This is a genomic window from Mesorhizobium sp. 43Arga (assembly GCF_053714255.1).
In genome coordinates this window covers 1-20,692 of record NZ_JBSKBO010000016.1, presented here as the reverse complement: position 1 = coordinate 20,692, position 20,692 = coordinate 1, and the positions used below count along the sequence as shown (strand labels likewise).

Annotated in this window: 14 protein-coding genes; all 14 read right to left on the bottom strand. The window is 54.2% G+C overall.

Annotation, left to right across the window (positions count from 1 at the left end; all coding sequences use genetic code 11):
- Nucleotides 1-204: 204 nt before the first annotated feature.
- A complete protein-coding gene (locus ACWGS8_RS32215) occupies nucleotides 205-1,773 on the bottom strand; it encodes a hypothetical protein (protein WP_454584721.1) in 1,569 nt (522 codons plus the stop codon).
- Nucleotides 1,770-3,767, bottom strand: coding sequence for a glycosyltransferase (locus ACWGS8_RS32210; RefSeq protein ID WP_454584720.1), 1,998 nt, complete (start codon nucleotides 3,765-3,767; stop codon nucleotides 1,770-1,772). Before ACWGS8_RS32210 ends, ACWGS8_RS32215 begins: the two co-directional genes overlap by 4 nt.
- A gap of 395 nt (nucleotides 3,768-4,162) precedes the next feature.
- Complete coding sequence (locus ACWGS8_RS32205; RefSeq protein ID WP_454584719.1) at nucleotides 4,163-6,250, bottom strand: glycosyltransferase; 2,088 nt, start codon at nucleotides 6,248-6,250, stop codon at nucleotides 4,163-4,165.
- A gap of 343 nt (nucleotides 6,251-6,593) precedes the next feature.
- Nucleotides 6,594-8,933, bottom strand: coding sequence for a glycosyltransferase (locus ACWGS8_RS32200; protein WP_454584718.1), 2,340 nt, complete (start codon nucleotides 8,931-8,933; stop codon nucleotides 6,594-6,596).
- Between the two features lie 69 nt (nucleotides 8,934-9,002).
- On the bottom strand, nucleotides 9,003-10,373 hold the full coding sequence (locus ACWGS8_RS32195; RefSeq protein ID WP_454584717.1) for a tetratricopeptide repeat protein: 1,371 nt from the start codon (nucleotides 10,371-10,373) through the stop codon (nucleotides 9,003-9,005).
- Between the two features lie 30 nt (nucleotides 10,374-10,403).
- Nucleotides 10,404-12,719, bottom strand: a complete 2,316-nt coding sequence (locus ACWGS8_RS32190; protein ID WP_454584716.1) for a hypothetical protein — start codon at nucleotides 12,717-12,719, stop codon at nucleotides 10,404-10,406.
- 145 nt (nucleotides 12,720-12,864) lie between these two features.
- Nucleotides 12,865-13,467, bottom strand: a complete 603-nt coding sequence (locus ACWGS8_RS32185; RefSeq protein WP_454584715.1) for a GNAT family N-acetyltransferase — start codon at nucleotides 13,465-13,467, stop codon at nucleotides 12,865-12,867.
- Between the two features lie 60 nt (nucleotides 13,468-13,527).
- Entirely contained in the window at nucleotides 13,528-13,779 is a 252-nt protein-coding gene (locus ACWGS8_RS32180; protein ID WP_454584714.1) for an acyl carrier protein, read from the bottom strand.
- Entirely contained in the window at nucleotides 13,776-15,263 is a 1,488-nt protein-coding gene (locus tag ACWGS8_RS32175; protein ID WP_454584713.1) for an AMP-binding protein, read from the bottom strand. Before ACWGS8_RS32175 ends, ACWGS8_RS32180 begins: the two co-directional genes overlap by 4 nt.
- Nucleotides 15,264-15,381: 118 nt before the next feature.
- Nucleotides 15,382-16,572, bottom strand: a complete 1,191-nt coding sequence (locus ACWGS8_RS32170) for a polysaccharide biosynthesis/export family protein (protein WP_454584712.1) — start codon at nucleotides 16,570-16,572, stop codon at nucleotides 15,382-15,384.
- Between the two features lie 200 nt (nucleotides 16,573-16,772).
- Nucleotides 16,773-17,723 (bottom strand): hypothetical protein, encoded by a 951-nt coding sequence (locus tag ACWGS8_RS32165; RefSeq protein ID WP_454584711.1) that lies wholly within the window; start codon nucleotides 17,721-17,723, stop codon nucleotides 16,773-16,775.
- A gap of 226 nt (nucleotides 17,724-17,949) precedes the next feature.
- Complete coding sequence (locus ACWGS8_RS32160) at nucleotides 17,950-18,651, bottom strand: hypothetical protein (protein ID WP_454584710.1); 702 nt, start codon at nucleotides 18,649-18,651, stop codon at nucleotides 17,950-17,952.
- Nucleotides 18,652-18,803: 152 nt separating this feature from the next.
- Entirely contained in the window at nucleotides 18,804-20,054 is a 1,251-nt protein-coding gene (locus ACWGS8_RS32155; RefSeq protein WP_454584709.1) for a hypothetical protein, read from the bottom strand.
- Between the two features lie 196 nt (nucleotides 20,055-20,250).
- Nucleotides 20,251-20,692: NAD-dependent epimerase/dehydratase family protein (locus ACWGS8_RS32150; RefSeq protein ID WP_454584708.1), on the bottom strand; the 442-nt coding region annotated here is incomplete at its 5' end.

Sequence of the window (20,692 nt, the reverse complement as noted above, 5' to 3'; positions counted from 1 at the left end):
CCCCGGACCTGGGCAGCAGATCATCTTCAGCGGTCGCCAATGGGGGCTGAGAGATGTGGTCACAGTCGCCACGTTGAGCGTCTCTACGTCCATTCCACCGATCGCCTCATCCGCTGCGATCGATCGCGGACACCCTTTACTCTTTACTGTGCTCTCATCGTCCACCTACCCCCATGGAAGGCTGCGCCGACCCTGAGAGTACCGTTAAATGTTGCGCCAGATGCCGCCATTGAGACGTAGATTTTCTGGGCCTGCGGATAATACATTCTTTACTTCTTCGAAGAAGGCCTGCTGCCACCGTGTTGAAAACTGTCTCAACCCCTCGCCTGTATCGGCGACTGGCAGCCTCTTTACAACAAAACGAAACTGGTTTTCTACCCATATCGGAGAGGTAAAGACCGTAGGTACTTTGGTCTTGTATGAGAGCATGGCGCAGAACGGAGAATATGTTATAGACCTGCCTTCCCAAGTGATACGCGGCGCATTGGGCGACATCGCTCCGTCGGCGGCAAGGGTGACGAGACAGCCAGAACGCAATGAATCGACGACACGTTGCGCCACTTGGACTTCATTTAGATCGGCCGTGGAGATCAAGCTATCCGTAAAGCTGGCGGTCGAGATGCTTGGTGTCGACGACAGCCATCTGTAGGGCTTTCCGAACGAGTGGATGGCGATGGGGCCTGCAAACATTGGGCCGATATGCGCGCTGACTAGTAAAACCCCTTTGCCTTCGTCACTGGCCTCCATGATAGCATTTCTATTGGCATCGCTGACGTTGAAGTAGCTGGCAATCTCTCCGGCTTTGTCAATACAGCATTCCAGCCAGTCTTGAATAAGTTTGTCTAGCAGATGTCCCCACTTTGCGCGCCGATCCCAGTCCTCGCGGTTGTGTGATGGCGGGCATCCGAGCTTCCGGGTAACGATCTCCCACGCCCAGTCAAGCCGCTTCTGCGGGAGCTTAACGCTATCCAGACGCGTATCGAGCGTAGCCAAGCCTGCAGAAAAAGTCTTTCCTAACTTATTCTGCCGTTCGCTCACTATAGAATCATACAGTTCCTTTGCCTCAGCATCCCGCCCGACCTGCAACAGCAAAGCGACTGCGCTGCGCCTGTTTGTTACGGAAGGATCGAGCTCCACAACAGCCAACATCTCGGTGCATGCCTCTTCAAGACGATACGCATGCTTGAGACCTCGAGCCAACAGAAGCCGGGTATTGGTTGTGTTCGGCCTCTGCGACACGATGGGGGCGAGGACATTGACGGCCTCTGCGTACCGCCCGGCAGACAGCAGAAGTTCGCCGTAGGCACGGAGAAATATGCCGTCGTCCTTCGCAAAATCTTTAGCCGTCTCGAGGATCCCCAATGCGTCCGAGATTGGTCTATGGCTAGCGAGAGCAGCGCGAGCCGCCGCTTCGGCAAGACGAGGTTCAACGTTTCCGTTAACCTCTAGAAGGGTGCGGGCAAAGGCGTAGGCGTCGTCTGCCCGATCTAAGCTAAGCAAATGGCGGATGGCCAACACGGCAACTTCAGGCGATGCCTTGCCCTTCGCGACCACGTTGTCGACCAGTCGCGTTGCGGCATCGTTGCGCTTCCCCCTCAAAAACGCTTGCAGCGACACTTGCGCAAGTCTGGGATACTCCGCAGCGTAAGACATGTGGGCAAGAGCAAGGTTGATCGCTTCTTCGATATTGCCTGCCTGGCCGGCGCGCAAAATGCCGACTGATGCCGCTGCGACGGCTCTCGCGTCGGGTTTTTGGCTGATCTCGACAGTCATAGCGCGTCACCTTCGCAGTCTCCTGCGAGCAATCGGACAGTACGAAGTACCATGGCTTCAGTTGAGAACCGCTCCTCGGCAATTAGGCGAATTTTGGCTGATGTCTGCGAGTCGGCCTGTTTGAATGCAAGAACCTCGTCTACCTTGTCACAGCATTCCTCCATGTCTACGTGTTCTACTGTGGATAGGACGCAGCCCGTGACACCCTCCACTACCGTGTCGGCCGCGCCGCCAGCAGGGGTGGTGACAACCGGAACACCGCATAACTGCGCTTCGATAAGAGCATTGGGCAAGCCCTCAAACCGGGAAAGCAGCACGAATGCATCCATTTTACGCAACCAGAAACCGACATTGTCGGACAAACCAGTGAATAGCAGGCGGTCGGCAATGCCGAGGCGGACAGCCTTCTCTTTTGCCTCCTTAAGCATGCGCCCACCGCCGACAAGTACAATATTCGTCTTTGGATGGCGCAGCAGGTAAGCATAAGCGAAATCTATCCAGAGAGAAGGCCGCTTATCGGTATCGAAACGAAAGACACTGCCGATCGTGGCAGTCGCATCGGCGTTCGACGATTGCAGTCCCTCCCACAATTCTACGTCTCTGTCAGCATCCGGAAGCGAGGGGACCAAAACGCCATTGTGCACTATGCTGAAATTCAAGTTATCAACTTTGAGCCAGTCGATATAGGCCTGAACTGCCGCCTCGCTATTGGAGGAAAACCGCACGCCAGGTGTAACTGCGAGCGCCCGGTACATATCGCGATAAGCAGGATGGAACAGATGTACCCGCAGTGAAGGTGGCAAGCCGCGAACAGAAATTACGATCCGCGGCACACCCGCTATCAGCGCTGCTAAAGCGGCAAATAGGACTGCCCCATCCTGCCAGATAAAGGCGACTTCGATCTTCTCATCTCGAAAATAATTTACCATTCTCCGGATGCCGTACACCGCAGCCTTAGGGAGCATCGGCAGAAGCATTGTTACTTCGGCGTCGTATAACGGAAGGTCCTGATTTCTTACTGCAAGAAAATCATCGATCTCCCGTGTCTCCACCTCGTTTCGACGCACAGCTGGCAGAAAAAAATCGTACCCCTCCGCACTCTTGAGCGATTTGAGCACGACATGGCACGGCTCGGTCAATACGACCCCTGCGAGCGGTCTTTTGTTCCGGAAAGCATCGGTCAAACGAATGCCGACGCGCGCTATCTGGCGTTCGGCTCCTCCCGCAGCCAAGCTCCCCGTGATGAGGGAGACCTTACCCAATCTGTTCGTTGCTGGCGGCTCCTCGCGCCTGGACGCGTACTTCTCGATCACAAGGGCAAGCGCCAACCCCGACGTGTCCCGGGACTGCAACGTCTGGTCGTCGTAGCGTTTGGCAAGGACCGCCATGCCGTCGCGCAAGTCCTTAATGAACTGCCCGGAGGCGTGCGAGCCCACCGTAGCGGGGTTAAGGCCGTCCAAAACTGATGACGCCGCGAAACTGTTGCCCCACTCCTTAAGGCGCCGCGCATAACATATCCTTCCGCGCGTATCCTCAGGAAATCGTTCTATAAACCGAGTAAAGAGGGATTCCGCAGTGTCGTTTTTACGCAGTTCGCAGTACAGTTCACCCTTTTCCAACAACTCATCCGCCGCTTCCGGCACAGATGGAAGGACAGTCTCGATGAAATTGCAAGCCTCGTCCACTCGCCTTTCTCGGTAGAACCACCGAACGATGTATCGCAAAGGTTTGAGTTCTTTGGGAAACCTTTCGTGCAATTGGAGCCACAACAAGAGCATATCATGCCTTGTGCGACACAATTCCAAGGCGAGCACGTGGTTGTAGTTGACATCGAATTCCAGCGGATAAACGGATACCAGTTCCCGAAGGCGAGGCTCCACGCGCCGCGCACCCGTGGCGGTTCCGGTTTCCTGCATCAATTGCTTGATTTCATGAAGATATTCGGCGTTTTGGAGGGATGACCCGCCTAACAGCGCTGCATTCACGTCTAGCATTGTCTGTCCTTAGGAAGCATTTTATCCAGTTGGCCAACAAGCGATGACAACAATTCTGATATGTTTGAAAAACCGTAGGTCGTCACCCACGCCCGCGTCCCGCCCCAGGAAATCTCTATGGGATGCCGGGGAACTCGCATCACCCGATTGGGCGAGCGATATTCACTCGCGCGGCAAAGAGAAGGAGGTGGTGCCCGCTGGCAGATGAACCAGATCTGACTGCCTCGACGTGCCGATCTCATAAGGCTCTTCGTCTGGGTGCGTTCGGTTTCCGGTCACACCGAGGGGTGTCCACGAGTGGTGCGGCATTCGTCTAAAAAGGTGGTAGGCAGCCTCACCTTTTGCCTAGCCAAAAAGGGCGCCGTTCAGGGCCCTGCCAGATGTCCGAGTCCTATTCAGTTAAGGTAGGCATCGAGAGTTAGTGCGAGCATCTTATCAATTGAAAAGCGCTCGGTTGCGTAGTCACGAATTTTTTGCGCAAGCGCGTTCTTCTGAGCGAGAGGCCGACTCCAGGAGTTCAACGCTCCTGCAATCTGCTCCGGATTCAGCTGATCTATGCTGGGTAGCAGCGTTCCCGTTTTTCCGTTTTCAAAAGTTTCCGCAGAACCTCCTGCTGGCGTCGACACCACAGGTAGCCCGGAGTATTGGGCCTCGATGAGGACATTAGGCAAACCCTCATGCCGCGAGAGCAACAAGAACACATCCATCTGCGAAAGCCAAAAGCCCACATTCTGCGACCGTCCAGTGAAAAGAACTCGATCTGCAATCCCTAGTTCTTGAGCATGGTCCCGTGCAGCGCTACGGAGGGGGCCGTCCCCGACCATTATGAACCGCACGTCAGGGCGGGATGAGGCCAGGGCTGCTGCGGCATCGAGCCACTCTAATGGCCTCTTATTGTTGTCAAATCGCATTGCTGAACCCACCGTAAAAAGGCCGCGGGGGCTATTTTGATCAAAGGCCCGCGCCATCGCCAAAGTTGGCTCGTCAGCTTCCAAAGACAACGGCTCTAGACCGTTCGGAATTACGCGCACGGTTCCGCGGGGTAGATCGAGCCACTCTTCATAACGTTTGGCGGCGGCGAAGGAATTAGAGACAATCACAACACCCGGTGCGGATAATAATAATCGGTAAACTGTCTGATATTCGGGTTTATTTCGTTCGGCTCGGTCGACAGGCGGCAAAGTACGCACACCCAGCACTATGCGAGGTACGTTCGCAAAAAGTGCTGCTAACCCCAAGGCCAAGACAGAACCGTCCTGCCAGATGTGTATGACATCCGGCGACGCCTGACGAAGGACATCCGCCGCCTGAGCCAGTCCCTCGCGCATAGGAAACGGAAGATAGGGAAGGCAATGGACTATGCTCCGCAGGCATGACCATCCCGGCCGGCCAGCAAATTTTTCGAATTCCACATATTCGTGAACGTTAAATCCTGCATGGGAGAACTGCGGAGCAAAGAAATCCGAGCCTGAACGCGAATTGAGGGATCGACATAGAAATTGAACAGGACCGAGTACATCGTGCCCGTCGATTGAGCGCCCCGCATTCATTGCCGATTTGATCGAAAGAGCTGTATTGGTCAATTGACGCTCCGCACCTCCGGAGCCAAGGCCGCCATTAACCAGTATTAGGTGGCCCAAAAACCCCTTCTTGGTTGCCGCTGAGGTCGATCGAAGACGGGTTGCCTCTTTGAAGACGTGATTTATGAGAAATTCCTGAGGGTCAACTTCGGTGACATTGTTGCCCTCTAGCGCTCTTTCCAGAGCAGATACATTTGCGTCGACCTGTGAGGCGATACTTATATTTTTCTCTGTGAGACCGAAGCGGTCCTGACAAAAGCGAATTATCTCCCGTGCTCGGATTGGTTGACTCATCGATAAGTACAGTTTCGCGACTTCCAGAGTGATAGACTCGGAAGCATCGTCTAAAGAAGCTATTTTCGAAAGAGATTGTTCTGCGTCTTCGAAATCTTTTAGCTCTATCAAAGCGCGCGCAAATACGAACAAGTCTTCTGATTGCTTAGGTTCTTCAGAGTAGCGTTCATCGTGGATCTGGCGCCCGGCATCGATCCCCCCCAATCGTATGGTCCAGCGCAAGAATCGTACGTAGGCATGGCGCGATCTTGGAAATCGAGAATCAATGCCGCGCCAGACCGCCAGTGCACGCGGGTCTTGGAACCTTTCGAGTGCACGCGCTGCCATCTGTTGCAGCCTCTCGTCACTCGGGAAGCGCGTGATCTCTCCGAGAAGATAGGAGAGGGTGTCAGGCAATCCGGCCATTTCTCGCAGCGAGCTGACTCGACTTTGGGCCGTGGCAATCGCCAGGGCATCAGGCCGAAGAGCAATTCGGGTTTCTTGTAACGCCTGAAGAACTGCCGCTGTCACGGGATCGCCGTCATATTGCTCAACAGTCTTTGGCTTTTCGGTTCTCTTAGCGCTTCCCCACCAATTTTTAGCCGTGGACAACATGTTGGGCCAATCCATTACGTTTCTAGTGGTCTGCTAACAGTGCGAACCGGAGAGCCCTTCCGTGAGCGCGCATGCGCGCCGCAGAGAAGGATGTTTGACCCGCCGAGATTATTCTGTAGAGCGGTGATAGGGTGGAACAGTCGAGGTCAGCTGCACACAGGCCAAGTCCACGACCTGGCGCCTGCCGCAGCAGGCTTCGAAGGCTGTTGCGCCACAGGATGCGGCCCTACCGCATTCGTGTGGTGTCGACTCGGGAAGGAACCCGGACTGCACTCCCCTGGCATGCCATCACGAATTCATTGATGGCCGATGCCAAAGGCGCTGAGCGGCGGCGTGCCTTGCTCGGCAGCCATGCCGATCAGCGGCCCAAGTGCGTCCCTTGCTCGGCAGCCATCAGCGTATCTCCCTCCACTTGGCACTGACCTTGTGCTCGTGGCTCGACGCGGTCGAGGTCTCCTTTGGAAAATTGTCGGCGGGTCGCAGACACACACAAGGAGTCTTCCACCCTTTCGCCGGCCTCTATGCTGCAATCATCCGCTTTCTCTACTAAGCGTTTTGCGGCCGCTGTCACGGTCATGCCGTAGGCTGCCTCACATGCAGCTTGCGTAAGTTGTTCCAAGCTAGCCGGCTGCAGGATGAAGGTCGAGACGGCATCAACCATCGCCCCGACCATTTCCTCTCCAAAAGCGTCAATTGTTTTTAGGTTAGGCTGCATCGCGCTTGCGACAGGTCCTGCCGCAAGTACAGGTCGCCCATGCGCCAAGGCTTCTGCTATTTCGAAGCGTGACCGCCCGCAATAACGTGTTGCTGGCATGGCCGGGATAACGATCAAATCAATCGCCGCAAAGGCAGCTGCGATATGTCCGTTGCGAGGTCGTCCAGGGAATAGGCATCGATCGCCGTGGCCTCGAGCTTCCAGCTGATCACGAATCCGGTGGAAGCGCGTGCCGACGCCGAAAACGAGGAGCCGTACTTGATGCCCGCGCTTGATCAGTTCATCCACGATTGCCGGGAAAGCTTCGAGGTCCACATCGTCATAGGCATCGCCGATATATCCGATGACAAACCCGCCCTGGAGAGCTGGCGATGACGACCAGTCGGGGCGATTCTCGTCCACATTGAATTGGAAAACCGCTTCTCCAATCGAAAGAACTTTATTAGCCGACACGCCGGCTTCGGCTAAGCGGTCGGAAAAGAAGTCGTCGCGCACTAGGAGAGTATCAGCCTCGGCCAACAGAGCATTTTCTAGCGTAATAAGAATGGCTTCCCGCTCGCTGGCTGGGTTGCTCTTCGCTCGTGTCATAGTCGTGCAATCGAGAATGAGGCGAGATCCGTTGAGGCGCGCCGCTATCGCCGCCGGGTAGGCAAACTCGATCGAGCTTGGTGCGACAACAGCCCCGGCATTCGCTGCAGCGATCCTCTCGGCTAGCAATTCGCTAGCATCCCAAGAGTGTGCGTCGAAAATGCTGCCGTCGATTTCGATGGCCGGGAGCCGGAAGTGAGCAATACCCGCCACAGTCTCCTTGCTAAGTTCGATACGGCCTGATTTGTCGATTGAAGGGTAGCCGGGGACGGTCACTATCTTCACTTCGTTCCCGGCCGTCTGAAAGGAACTAGCCAACGCGAGTCCGCGCAAGCTGGAAGCGGACCAGTGGCCGGGGAGAGATTTCGGCCAATAGAGCATGATGGAGTTGAAACGGCCCTTTTGGCCAGCGCAGCGTTGCGGCAAAGAGAGCCCAGTCGTTTCGAGCCTAGCAAGGGCGTTTACCTCCTCGAAGCGTCTAAGTTCGCTTGTGTTGAAGTTGACACCGGTGGCTATTGCCGATCGCATCACCTCGGCAGCCTCTTTGACAACGCCAACGTCTGCGAGAACGAACGCGAGATGTTTAACTCGCCACTGTTGTGGATCAGCCGCCAGCGCGGCCTTGGCCAGCGCAACGGCCGCGGGAATATCGCTGAAGCGAGCACGACGCGATAGTTCCAAAAGCACGCGCGACAAAATGCCTGCAGGCAACCTTTGATCGCGAACCCAATGCTCGGCGGCAAGCCAACCATCTAGTTCGGCGATGGCCAGTGCCCGTTCGGCATGCTGGAGAGCCTCGGCTGCTAAAAGATCGACACCAAGTTCGGGTGGCGCATCCGCCTTGTCCTTCATCGCTTGTTCTTGAGCGGCACGGAATTTGGCCGGAAAGGAAAAAACGCGTGTCCAGTCGCTTTTGACCGCCAAGATCTCTTGGCCTAGGCCGAAAATTGGGCTGTTGCGGAGCGTCTCGAGCTTGTTTGTCGCCGTTTTGATCTGGGCCAATAGGTCGAGATTGAGAACGTCGACATTCCTCTTTGCCTGTTTATAGGATTCCAGTTCCTTCTCAATCTGGCTCGCTCGCACGGAGACATCGCTTCTCGAGATTTCGATTTTCAGCGCATGGATATCGGCCTGGAGTTCCCGGATACGCTCGCGGTCGATGGCTTCTTTCCGGCTGGCGGACTCAATCCGCACTTCATAAGCCTGTCGTTCTGCTAAAGACAGCGCACCTGTCTGCGCTGCCTTTAGAGGCTCCTCATTCTTGGCGCCTTCGCTCAGGGGCGGGAGGTTCTCGTCGATCAAGCGCGAAACCGACTTCGTTCCGAGACCTTCGCCAAACAGACTATTCAGCGTACGGCTGCTTTGACGAGCGCTATGATCTTTCGATCCTGCCATGTTGAAATCCCTCCGACCCGATTTTGCGCGACGGCATGCACAAGTAGATGAGCGCAGTCCGTCGAGCCTTTAAGCCGCTGTTGCCAAAGCGGTGACGATTTGCTCTGCAATCTGATTTCCAGGCTCCACGGAGAGACACTTCCTCGCGGCTGCAACAGCCCCCGCATGATCGCCAAGTTTTTTAAGGCTGCGAGCTAATCCGATCCATGCCTTTACATTCGATCCGTCCACCGATGCCAATCGCTCATAGTAGGACGTTGCTTGTTCGAAATTGGTCACCTTGAAGGAATATTGGGCGAGATTAGTCAATGCAAATTGATTGTTCCCGTCGATATCCAGCATCAGTTCCGCCAACTGGGTAGCTTCCTTTACGTTTCCCTCCTTCATCAAGCGTTTGTAATCGCGGATGGCACCACGGTAGACCCGTTCCTGAATGTCATCGTATTTGGACAAGTCCAACGAGGATTTCTTGAGGACGGAGAACCGATGAGCCGCCAAAAGATAGTTGTGCGCGCGCAGGAAGTCCCTGAGCTGATAGAACACAGCACGCCGGGTTGCTTCGCCGATCTTATCATCGGGCACCGAGGCGCCCACGCGTGCCAAAAGCACAAGGGCGTCCAGTTCCTGGCTAGTCAAAAGCGCCAACCGCAACACGCGACGCACCACGGACGGATTTTCAGGCGTCAGGCGCACCAAACGGGCCCATAATTCCAGCGAGGCCTCGTGATGTCCGCCTTTTTCATACGCTGTCGCCAATCTTTTCAAAGCTGTACTGTGATCGGGACTGAGCGTCAGGACACCGTGCCATGTTCGAATATAGCTATTTGGATCCGCGTCGAAGTTGGCTTCAACGGCTTTTACGGCCGCGGAATGAACGATTTGGCGCAGCCTTCGCTTTATCTTGGCATCTTCGGGACTGAGGCGCAGCCCCAACTGCCAAAGCCTGGCCGCTTTCTCTTCGTTGCCTTCGTTTTTTGCTTGTAGGCCTTCGGCGGCCAATTGGGTGGCGATGCGGCGTGATAGAGCTTCGCGCTGTTCGGTTTTGACGGCGTTTTCCGGTAGAATTAGCAGTAAAGTGGCTGCATCCTCCCACCTTCGTTTCGTGGCGAGCTGCTGAGCCGCACTTTGAACATCAGGCGCGGCAATGGCCACTGCGGCGCGCGCAGTTTCGACAAGGTCCGTATCGTCACCTCTACGAATGGCGGCCTTCAACTGGAGTTTCAGCGCATTCTGGTTGTCGGGGATCAATGCCAAAAGCGTCGCTGCAGCGTTTCCGACGCGGATATAGTCTCGCAATTTCCAGGAGATTTTCAACTCCGTATGTGCATTTGCGACACATTCAAAAAAACCGGGATCGGTCGACGGACTGGTGGGGGCTAACATGTTTTCAACGGTCCTCATTTGAGTTTTAGCCTGGTATTTTCGTGGCTTGGATTTCATGTGACCTAAACCTACTTTCACATCTACGAGTTATTGGTAGGGAAAATCGACGATCTCTGAGCAAGCCCAATCATACATTTCAGTATTGTCGTGCGGATCTACGTAGTAAGGAACTTTCGCGCGAATGCCGCTTCGCGCTCCTTCGTGTCGGCCGCAATTGGTGCCAGTTATGCGTGCGGCTATGAAAAGCCGGCACCCGTGCTGGCTTATCGGGCTCGAAAAATGTACTTCGACGAGTTTGTCGTCTCGAGCGGATATGGCCAAGGAAGTTATTGCTGGGCTAGACCAGCCCGTTCCAACTACATCGATACCAATCCCGGCCCCTAAGCTTGATATGTTCACGCGTTCATCGTCTTGTTCCAAAGTGATTGCTCTGGAATATTCAAGACCGATCACATTCGCTCGTAGCAACCGAACATGACAGACGCGTAACGGTTCAAGTCCTGGTCCGAAGAGGTCGTCCAGTAAATAACGCCCGAACTGAAAGCCAATACGTCGATAGCCAATCGCTTTCAAATGAGCCGAGCGACCTTCCGAACGACTTTCAGGATCATGATGGTAAACAGGCCCAATACACCGTATGTGTGGCTCAGCTTTTGCCACGCGAAGCTGCGACCAGACACTTTCGGCGATTATTCCCGGGCGCGATGCTCCCCGATTGGCTTGATATGTCAGCATAGGGACAGAATCCACCTGTCCGGTGAGGTGCCGAATATCGGCGTCGTATTGCTGCCTGAGCAGGATCAGCCCTCGCTGATAGGAGTCACCCGGCGTTCCCCGTCCGGCATCGGACTCACCGTGTGCGAGACAGATCGCTAGCATCCGGACACGTTTGCCGTCGGCCCTGGCGAATTCCACTGCCTTCGCTACCAACCGCATGACTTCCAGATGCTGTGCAGATCCTCGCAGTAAGCCGTCGGCGCTTCCTTGATTAAGCCCGCTCAGCGTTGTGCCCCCGCGGCCAACAGACGCAAATACCACGGTGGGCTTCCTTCCGAACCGGGCTTCGCAGGTTCGCAAAAAGTAGTCGGCCAAGCCGCCGCAGGGGGTTTCCTTTGTCGAACCCGTCGCCCGTTCAAACAGGTCGACTAGCTTCGACACGCGCCTCCCACGAGGTGCAGAGCCGGCATCAAACATCAGCGCGCGCCCAGGATGTTCAGGTGCAGTGGTACAAGGCGCATCCCCTGCCTCATCGTTATTGCCACCCAAGGCCCAGGACTGGCCAACGACAACAATCATGTTGAGCACACGAGCGTCGAAATCGAAGTGAGACGCCGTTTCCGGGTGATAAACGAGATCCCCTGAGATCCCTATGCCACTTTCTGTCCCCCGCTGAAGCACTCCGGCATCTTTAGAGGGCATCGCAGGACCGACCGTCGAGTTCTTCTCTTCGCGCCCTTCGACGCTGCTGGGTTCTCTGAAACGCTTGCCTGAGATCTGTGTCGGTTCGTCGTTCTCGAGGTCAGTTGGAACGAACGTCCTCTCAATCAGGTCGTCCGGCGCCCCTCTCCCGGCGCCTTTGCAAATGAATTTATACAGATGGTTGGCGATCTCGGGAAAAAAGGCAGGATTCCAATGGCGGCAATCATCGGCGAGAACACGCTTCACGCCATGGCGCGCTACAAAAGGAGCAAAATCCAGCTCATGCGCCTTTAGCCGATGTGCGACCTCGATCGATTGATCCTTAAGTTCAGTCGGCCATGAAACAGGCCTTCCGTCGGGCATGTATCTAAAATTGTGATGAACCATCGCAAGGGGGACATCTACCGTCTCCCTAATACGTCCAATGTAGTCGGTCATTTCATCGACGTTCAATTGCCGTGTGGTGGTCCTTCCGACCAAATCGTGAAGCCACTCGAACTCTTCCGTAGAGGGAACCAACTCGAGAAGCTGGGTCGCATACTTGGCGCGATCCGACTCATTCTGTTTAACGAGAGAAGACCTCCACTTGGCAACTATTCTTGATGGCACATTGAGATGTTCAAGCTCGGGGAGGATGATTTCTTGAAACCGATTCGTATTTACAACAAAGCCGTCGTACAAAATATCGATAGAGGTGCTCATTTCCACAATAATTAAGTCTGCCGTATATGGGATGGCCATCTGGGCCTTATTAGGCTCTCGGCTGCTGTCGAGATAGCAAAACCGCCGGACGTGCTGAGGGATTGTATTACTCCCGGTTAAAAACTCGAGAAGCTGGACAGCGCTCGCGGCAGAAATGGAGAACGGCGTCCTGAGGAAGCCCATCTCCTTATATATGCCTCCCAATTTATTGTTCTGATGTAGAGCAGAAATTAGGTTATTCAGCAGGCAGCCGCCGAACGACAGTGGGCGAATGTTATCCAATGCTATAGTTCCTTTCATCAGCATCAATCACCCTTTTGGCAGTCCACCGCCAATTCACCCGTGACAGCTGTTTAGTCCGCCAACCGCCCTGCCGAACTGCATCTGTGCAATTCGCAGAAAGGTAAACGGAAGTCTATATTCTGGATTATTGTGGATTGCGGACTAGCACGCGAATAGGACACTCTGTATCGGATTGGTTCTGAAATCCCAGAGACATATGCAGTTTTATGACGATCGCATTTGAGGCTGCTACGTGTAAGCATATGGGAGTATTCGCATAACGGTCAATGACATGATGCATCAATCGCCGCGCCACTCCTTTCCCCCGGGCCGATTCGGCCACGGCCATGCGAGGAAGATACTTCCCTGCCTGTGATGCAAGAGACTCAACATTTGAGCCATGACCTTCGAGGGTTCTTTTAAAATTCTTCCTCGCGTCCCGATCTAGGTGCCGAACGATGTCCAACATTCCTGTCCGCTGGCACAAATCCAGTTCGCCCGCGTCGATGACTGACAGAAGACCCAAAACCGAGCCCCCTTCCCAAAGGGCCCAGGTTTCGGAAAGTTCGGTCGACGGAGAATCGATTTGATCGGCTAGAATGAGGTTGAGCTTCCGTCGATCGATCGGAACCCTGTCATACAACTCGGGCAAAGCTTGAAATACGAGGTCGCCTAAAAACGCCTTTCCGTCTTCCGAAAAATCGTTCTCAATTTCCCGCCTAGTTAATTGCCTGAACAAGTGATCCACCGTCGCCCTCGTCTCATAGTATATAAGCGTTTATCGCCGCATATTGAATAAATAGCTAAACTACTTATTCAATAGTTTCTCTTTGAGAATATCGGAAAGACCTCCGACATTCTCAAAATTGACAATCTCCGCGCCACTGAAACGAACGCCGAATGCCTCTTCAATCATTGCTATGAGGCTAACATGCGCCATACTGTCCCAGCCAACTACATCCTCCGCAACGGTCTCGCGTGCAATTTCCGTGTCATTGTCAGGGAACTCGTCGTTTATAATATTAACGACTTTTTGGAACAGGCTGCTGTCGTCCATCATGTGCGCTCCTTCTTCACAACAAGATTGTCCTCGAACCAAGCCGCAGCGGCTGTGCGGTCAAGTTTGTCATTTTCGCTGCGCGGTGCTCTCGGGATCTCCAGGATCCATGTCGGCACAGCATGGGCTTCGACAATGCTTGACAAGGCTACCTTCAGCTTTCGCTCGTCAAGCGATCCTAGGCCATTAGATTCCACCACGGCCGCCAGTCCATCGCCTCGCTTAAATACGATTGCCACAGGCCACCCGCACTGCCCAATAGCGGAAACGACCTCATCGAGTTCGATCCGGTATCCCTTTACCTTAACCTGGAAGTCAATTCGCTCTTTGAAGAACAAACAGTCGCCGCGGATTTCCGCCCAGTCACCCGTTAAATACCCGCGTTCGCCCGATAATTCCTCCAATTCGCGAAACTGCTGCTCGGTCTTTTCCGGATCGTTCCAGTAGCCCTCGGCAAGTTGGGGACCGCTAATCACAATCTGGCCCTCGTTGGCAGAACTGCCGCCGACAAGCGAAATCTTCATCCCTTGTATGGAGCGACCGAGGGCAGCGGATGTGTGGCAGTAGGACGCGTAGTTGTCGGGCGTCAGGACTTGCTCAGTCACTGAGATTGTAGCTTCTGTGGGGCCGTAGGTGTTTTGGGCAAGGGCCTCTGGCACCGCGGCAAAAATGGCGTCCAGCTGCTGTCTAACGAGCGGTTCGCCGCAGAAATTAAAAAGCCGTACACTCCCGAGATTGTTCGCTGTCACTTGCCGTGCGCGCATCATTAAACTAACCGCGCTGGGCGTCGAGTTCCAAATCGTGATACCTTGTCTCGCAATAAATTCGGCCGGCAGCATTCTGTCGCCCTCATCACGCAAGGGGTGAAGGGAAGCGCCATGACATAATGCCCCGAATATATCGGTCATGCTGATATCGAAAGCTAAGTTGGGCTGTTGAGAAATACGGTCTTGCGGAGTAATGCTTAGGCTCTCCAGCCAATCAACGTAGTTAGCTAAAGCGGAACGCGAGATCATTACTCCCTTTGGATCGCCTGTAGATCCGGAGGTGAACATGACATAAGCTAGATGATGACGCGTTCCTTTGCCCAAGAAGCAGCGATCTGTGTTGATGGAGTCTGGATCCACGACCTTCAAGTTGGGAACCGCATCGGCAATTTCCGCCGCCAGCTTTGGCTTGGCTACTAGTATATTGGGTTGCAACCGATGCAGGATTCGCCGAAGCTTCTGTATTGGTGCAGCCGTGTTCAACGGCGTGTGGAAGCCCCCAGCTAATCCGGCCGCCAGGATGCATGCATAGGCATCGGCTTCCTGAGGGAGCGCTATCGCAATTCTGGGCTGTTCGAACGACGAAAAAATTTCGGCGTAGATTCGGACTCGTTCCTCAAGCCAAGCGTAGGAAAATTGGCGCGCGCCAACGTCTATAGCCAGACGCTCGGGATAACGAGAAGCCATTGATAGAAATCGGTCGACTACATCCAGAAGCATGCCATATCCCCGTGTAAACGATAAGGTTTCTATCGCGATGTCTTGGTTCCTCACCAAGGTCATTCATGCTGATGATTTTTGTTCGCCCAACGACACAGCAGGCCGTAGGTGACGAGCTTCAGTTGGCGAAAGTGACACCGCGCAACGAGCCAGCTGTCGACGTAACACCCCGGATCATAGTTATAAATTTGTTGAATTGGACTACAGGCGAGTTTGCGACGTATATAATGTCTTTATCGCGAATGGCAAGTTGTTGTGCGTAAAAGTAGTTATTGGCTTTATCTAGCCGCAGTCGGTAGATGACTGGGACGGTTTCAGAGCCAGCAAGATGCTTTGAATTTGGCCTTATAGTCCGAACTAAGCTTGCAGACTCACGGCGGAACAGAAATATAGCACTGGTATCTGCTTGTGCGTCTTGAAGCCCGCCCGCTCTGGCGATTGCTTGGAGCAACGACATGGGTTCTTTGTCGATTGGGTAATCTTTTTGCGCCGTAACGGCACCAAGCGCTACGAAGATCGGCGGGTCTCGATAAACGTAGATATTGTCACCCGGATATACAAAGACGTTTTGTGTTGGATTTTTAAGGATCGTGTCTAGAAGAGTGACTTCGCTGAGCGTGCCGCGCGTTAGGCGAACCTTGGTCTCCTGTGGCATCGTCCTAACGCCTCCAGATTGGGCGATAACGTCTAGTAGACGGTCACCTTTCAGAGAAAGCGGGACCCGCGCCGATCCAGTCGCGTCGCCTGAGACCGTCGCGGTAGCCGCGCTGCCCAGCGTTGAGACGATGACCTGTGGCTCAACGGCTTTATTTGCGAGCCGCGCCTCTATCGCCTTCGCCAGGGAATTAGGCGTGCGGCCTGCAGCAATGATACGGCCTGCGTAGGGCACACTGATTGATCCATCACGGTCTACAGTTTGCTGTGGAAGCGAAATGTTATGCGAACTTCCCGTGGCCGCGCCTTGAGCTGATGATCCGGAAAATAGCCCGCCGGAGGCCGCTTCGAAGATCGTTACAACAATCTGGTCTCCGACCGTGAGTTCCTGTGAAGGCGCGGGCCGATGACGGGAGAATTGACTGGCAAGATCACCGGATGGGCAGTTGCGCAGCGCAGCCAGGGTGGCATCAGTGATATCGACCACCTCATAGGGCGCAGAATCGGCGCCTTGACCCTGCGCATTAATTACTGCGGTGGCTGTTGGCCCCGACGCCGGCAAACTAGCGCAGCCCATCAACAGCCCAGGCAACAGCAACAACATGTGTTTTCTTCTTGTCATCACTTGTAAATTTTCCTGGCCCCAGCCAGCCATACCGTTGGGCTTTCCATAGCGTGGATCCTTGTGGAGCAGACGGAGGTAAATGTAGAAGAAGGCACTCGGGACCGGATGTCGGGAGCTACGGTTAAACTGGTTGAAACCTGAGCAGTTATGTTGGCGCCCGGATGTTGCATGACTCTGTCCGCGTTGAAGCGACACATCGCGCCAATTTGACTGCTATCAATCCGCTAATGTCACGCGGCGAATCTTGACCGAACCATACTTACGATCAAAGAGCCGAAAAACGCGAGGCCGACACCGACGATCGACGCGGCCAGCAGACTGGTGAACGGGTTGGGATAGGTCGGTCTCCCGTCCGCCCTGGGATCGGCGATCACAACGACGTATTTCTGCTGGCGGAGAGCGGCTTGCCGAGCGTAGTCCAGAGCCTGGCGGGCCGATGTCAAATTGTTCTCGGAATATCCCAAGGCAGCGTTCAAACCTTCATATCGGGAGATCAGGTCTGTCGTTGATCCACTGGGGCCACCCCTGCGCTTTCGCGTGTCCGCAATGCGTTCGGTCAAGGTCTTAATTTCGGTGAGGAGAGGCCGACGTCTGGGGTGATCGCTCGCGCCGGTCGCGTCGATATTGGCTAGATCGTTTTCAGCAGCTGTAAGCTGTGATTCCATTTGACCAATCAATCCGTCGAGCATTGTCACGTCGGCCGTCGGATCGACGATCCCGGTATCACTCCGCCATTTAGCCATCTCTTGTCTGGCTTCTGTCGCGCGCTTCTCTGCGAGGTCCAATTCTTGCTCGCTGAACCGTAAAGCATCTCTACGAGCGCGTTGGTTCATTTGATCCGCAAACTCCTCGGTCATGCGAACGAGAGAGGACGCTATGAGCACCGAGTCCTCTGGTTTGAAAGAGCTGACGTTCAGGACGACAATCTGTTCCAGTATATTGAAACGCGCGACTACGCGCGCGCTATAGGCATCAAAAAGCTGATCGTCATCCGCATTTTGAGGCAGCCGCACCAGAGGATCGGAATTGGGTCTAATAAATAGTTTACGCACGTCAACCCGTTGCTGGAGCCTTGCCAAAGCCTCGCGCGAAACCAGAAAGTCTCGAGCCGCATATCCATCGACATATCCCTCCATCGGGCCGCTGCCTGACGAGAACAGTGAGTTGACAGGCGTCGTCACCTGAGCATCCGCCCCTCCGCGGATCGCGAACCTCACCTCCGTCGTATACATTGGGGTGGCGAACAAGAAGACAAAGATTGATGTCGTCAAAATCGGAACAGCTACGCAAAGAACTGCCGCCCAGACCCCCCATTTTGACCGAGCGCGCGTTAAGCGGCGCAATTCGACAAATCGACGCTGCTCGTCTCTCCCTACGGGCGAGACTGGGAAGGTTGGAGCATCCGCATCAGAGAATGTCGTCGGTAAGTTCGTTGTCGAACTCCTTCTGAACATCGTAAGAGGCAGCACGAGGCGGATACCGATCAAGGGCCTTTTTGAGATCATTCGCAATTGCCACTCGTCCCCTGTTAACGATAATAGCCCTATCGCAGTATCTGTTCAGATCAGCGACACGATTGCTCCCGGCGATTAGCATCTTCCCGCTCGACTGCCGCTCAAATAGGGTGTTCCACAGATAGCTAAAGCGGTCTTTGAGAAATGGGAACACGCCCTCGACTATATACATGTCAAACGGCGGCAATAGCGCAGCGGCTAGTCCGAATTCATAACGAAATTGCGCCGGCCAGTGATCCACTTTGCCGTCGAGATGTCTCGGGTCGGTAACAATCATTTCCATTGCCGCATTCGATACATGCATGTCCAGACCGTAAAGCCTGCATATCAGGGCGATCACATGTCGACCAGTGACGTTGCCACGTAAAAATGCTGGGCGACCAATTGGCCACGATGTTAAGCCGATGAAACTTACCCTCCCCATCTGCGGCGGCCTGAGCCCGGCTAAAAGATCAATTGCCGGCTTCTTCGCAAGCGGATCGCTTGTAAGTAGGGCATAGCGTCCTGTCGGAATGTCGAGATCGACAGATGACGCAATTTGCCGACGAACGCCAGCAATCTCAGGCCCATCGGATGTCCGCTGAAAGGCTATCATCTGGCCACTAAGCTTCTACCCCGCTGCGGATCTGAATGCTGTCCATCCAAAAGTCCGTGCTGGCACGATGATCGTGACCCCTGGCACGAGAGACACAACGTCCACCCCGTGGGTCCGTTAGCACTGCGAGATGCCAAAGGCGTCGACATCCGCTAGACGGGCTGAACATGTCGGCGGAACCACCCTTCCAGAATAAGTGCAGAACAAATCAAGGAAACGACCGCAAGCCAGAAATACGACGGCTTCGCGTCGGTACATGGATATGAGTGAAAATAAGCGCCGCGTAAAAGCTGCATACCATGGCTCAACGGATTCCAAAGTACGTACCGCCTATATACCTCCGGCAATTGCTCAGAGACATAAAAGACAGACGAAAACATCTGTAACAAGCGCTCCACTGCGCCCGTCAGGCGCGCAAAGAAAGGCCATACTCCAATGACAACACCAAATATGAAGCCGATGCTAAGTCCACATAGCCACATGCCTACAAAATAAAGTGCAGCAATAAGAACGTCATCAGGCATGGAAATTATATCAAGATAGCGTCCAACGCTAAAAAGAAGACTTATCGAAAACATATAGACAATCAGGTACAATATCGCGGTTGTTATCCCTTGATGAAATGGCGACACCATGGGTAGGTTTAACATTACTCTATTGTGTGCAATTTGACCACTAACCCGGAAGATCGTCATCCGGCAAGCTACCCAAGTGCCAGAGCCGAGCAGTGCAAATGTAGGGACTTCCATATTAAGAATGTAGTGGGTGCCAATCAACAGATATACAGAACTGATAATAGCAAGCATAATCATTGGCTGAATGAGCAGCCATATGATTGAAAATGGACCATCAGCGTTTATCGTGTGAAAATTATGAATAAAAAGCGCCCATATTATTGTTATGGACTTGATGGCGTGACCGTTTTTTTTATATCCAATTGTGTCTATATGCGTAGCCATTTCCAGGTATCTCAGAGTTTCTTCCTGCCCCTGAACCAAAGCGGCGTATTCTGCATCTTTTTTTGCGACAACCGCCTCTCGTTCCGCGCGAATCTCGATTGAATTGCGACGTGCCTGGATGTTCAATTTAGCTTGTTCGTTCTTCTGAAGGAGCTCGCTCAATTCAGCTGGTTCATATCCCGCGGCCCAAACGTCTACACCAGCTCGGATGTCATGTTCCAAAAGACGGATTGTCTGTCGTAGTATTCTGAGCTCGACATCCTGCAGCTCCTTGTCTAGCGGAGCACGCATGTTCTCCATCGCAGTCTTGAGTTGCTCTTGAGCTCTTTCGTAAATTTCCCGGCGCTCGGCTACCTTGCCATTGGGGCTTCGCGACAAAATTCGAAGAATTATCTTCAAATATGGAATTCTTTTCGGCGGTCTGCCATCGGCTGTCGATTGCATTCCTTATCCTCCACGGGTCAGGTTGCCACCAACTGAATCTCGCTTAACATCGGCGTTACCCTTGGATAGCTCCAAAGATAGGCGGATTACCTCCGTTCCAAGCCGTTCGGCGAGCGTGAAGCAGGCAGCACGGCTTCTGTTTGGGATTTCGGACGATACGCGCATTTATTTCTTGGATGCTGAGGGCACGGCCTTGTCAAAGAAGTCGGCTAGTGCCGAAATGTGCCTGATACCAATCCACAAATCGCCCGACGCCGTCTGTTACGGATGTGGCTGGACGGTATCCGACGGACCTCTCCAGCACCGACGTGTCTGCAAATGTATCAGGCACGTCGCCGGCCTGCAGCGGCAGGAGGTCGATCACGGCCTTGCGGCCGAGCGCGTTTTCCAGGGCCTCGACATAGGCGGTGAGCTTCACCGGATTGTTGTTGCCGATGTTGAAGATGCGCCAGGGCGCGCTGCTGGTCGCCGGATCCGGATGGCTGGAATCCCAGGCCGGGTTGGCCGCGGCGGGGCTGTCGCTGGCGCGGATCACGCCTTCGGCGATGTCATCGATATAGGTGAAGTCGCGCGTGTGGTTGCCATTGTTGAACAGCTTGATCGGCTCGCCGGCCAGGATGCTCCTGGTGAACAGGAAC

Bases quoted from the DNA above. Each gene is read 5' to 3' on its own strand.
- ACWGS8_RS32215 (WP_454584721.1), bottom strand. From the start codon at position 1,773: ATGACTGTCGAGATCAGCCAAAAACCCGACGCGAGAGCCGTCGCAGCG.
- ACWGS8_RS32210 (WP_454584720.1), bottom strand. From the start codon at position 3,767: ATGCTAGACGTGAATGCAGCGCTGTTAGGCGGGTCATCCCTCCAAAAC.
- ACWGS8_RS32205 (WP_454584719.1), bottom strand. From the start codon at position 6,250: ATGGATTGGCCCAACATGTTGTCCACGGCTAAAAATTGGTGGGGAAGC.
- ACWGS8_RS32200 (WP_454584718.1), bottom strand. From the start codon at position 8,933: ATGGCAGGATCGAAAGATCATAGCGCTCGTCAAAGCAGCCGTACGCTG.
- ACWGS8_RS32195 (WP_454584717.1), bottom strand. From the start codon at position 10,373: ATGAAATCCAAGCCACGAAAATACCAGGCTAAAACTCAAATGAGGACC.
- ACWGS8_RS32180 (WP_454584714.1), bottom strand. From the start codon at position 13,779: ATGATGGACGACAGCAGCCTGTTCCAAAAAGTCGTTAATATTATAAAC.
- ACWGS8_RS32175 (WP_454584713.1), bottom strand. From the start codon at position 15,263: ATGCTTCTGGATGTAGTCGACCGATTTCTATCAATGGCTTCTCGTTAT.
- ACWGS8_RS32170 (WP_454584712.1), bottom strand. From the start codon at position 16,572: ATGGCTGGCTGGGGCCAGGAAAATTTACAAGTGATGACAAGAAGAAAA.
- ACWGS8_RS32160 (WP_454584710.1), bottom strand. From the start codon at position 18,651: ATGATAGCCTTTCAGCGGACATCCGATGGGCCTGAGATTGCTGGCGTT.
- ACWGS8_RS32155 (WP_454584709.1), bottom strand. From the start codon at position 20,054: ATGCAATCGACAGCCGATGGCAGACCGCCGAAAAGAATTCCATATTTG.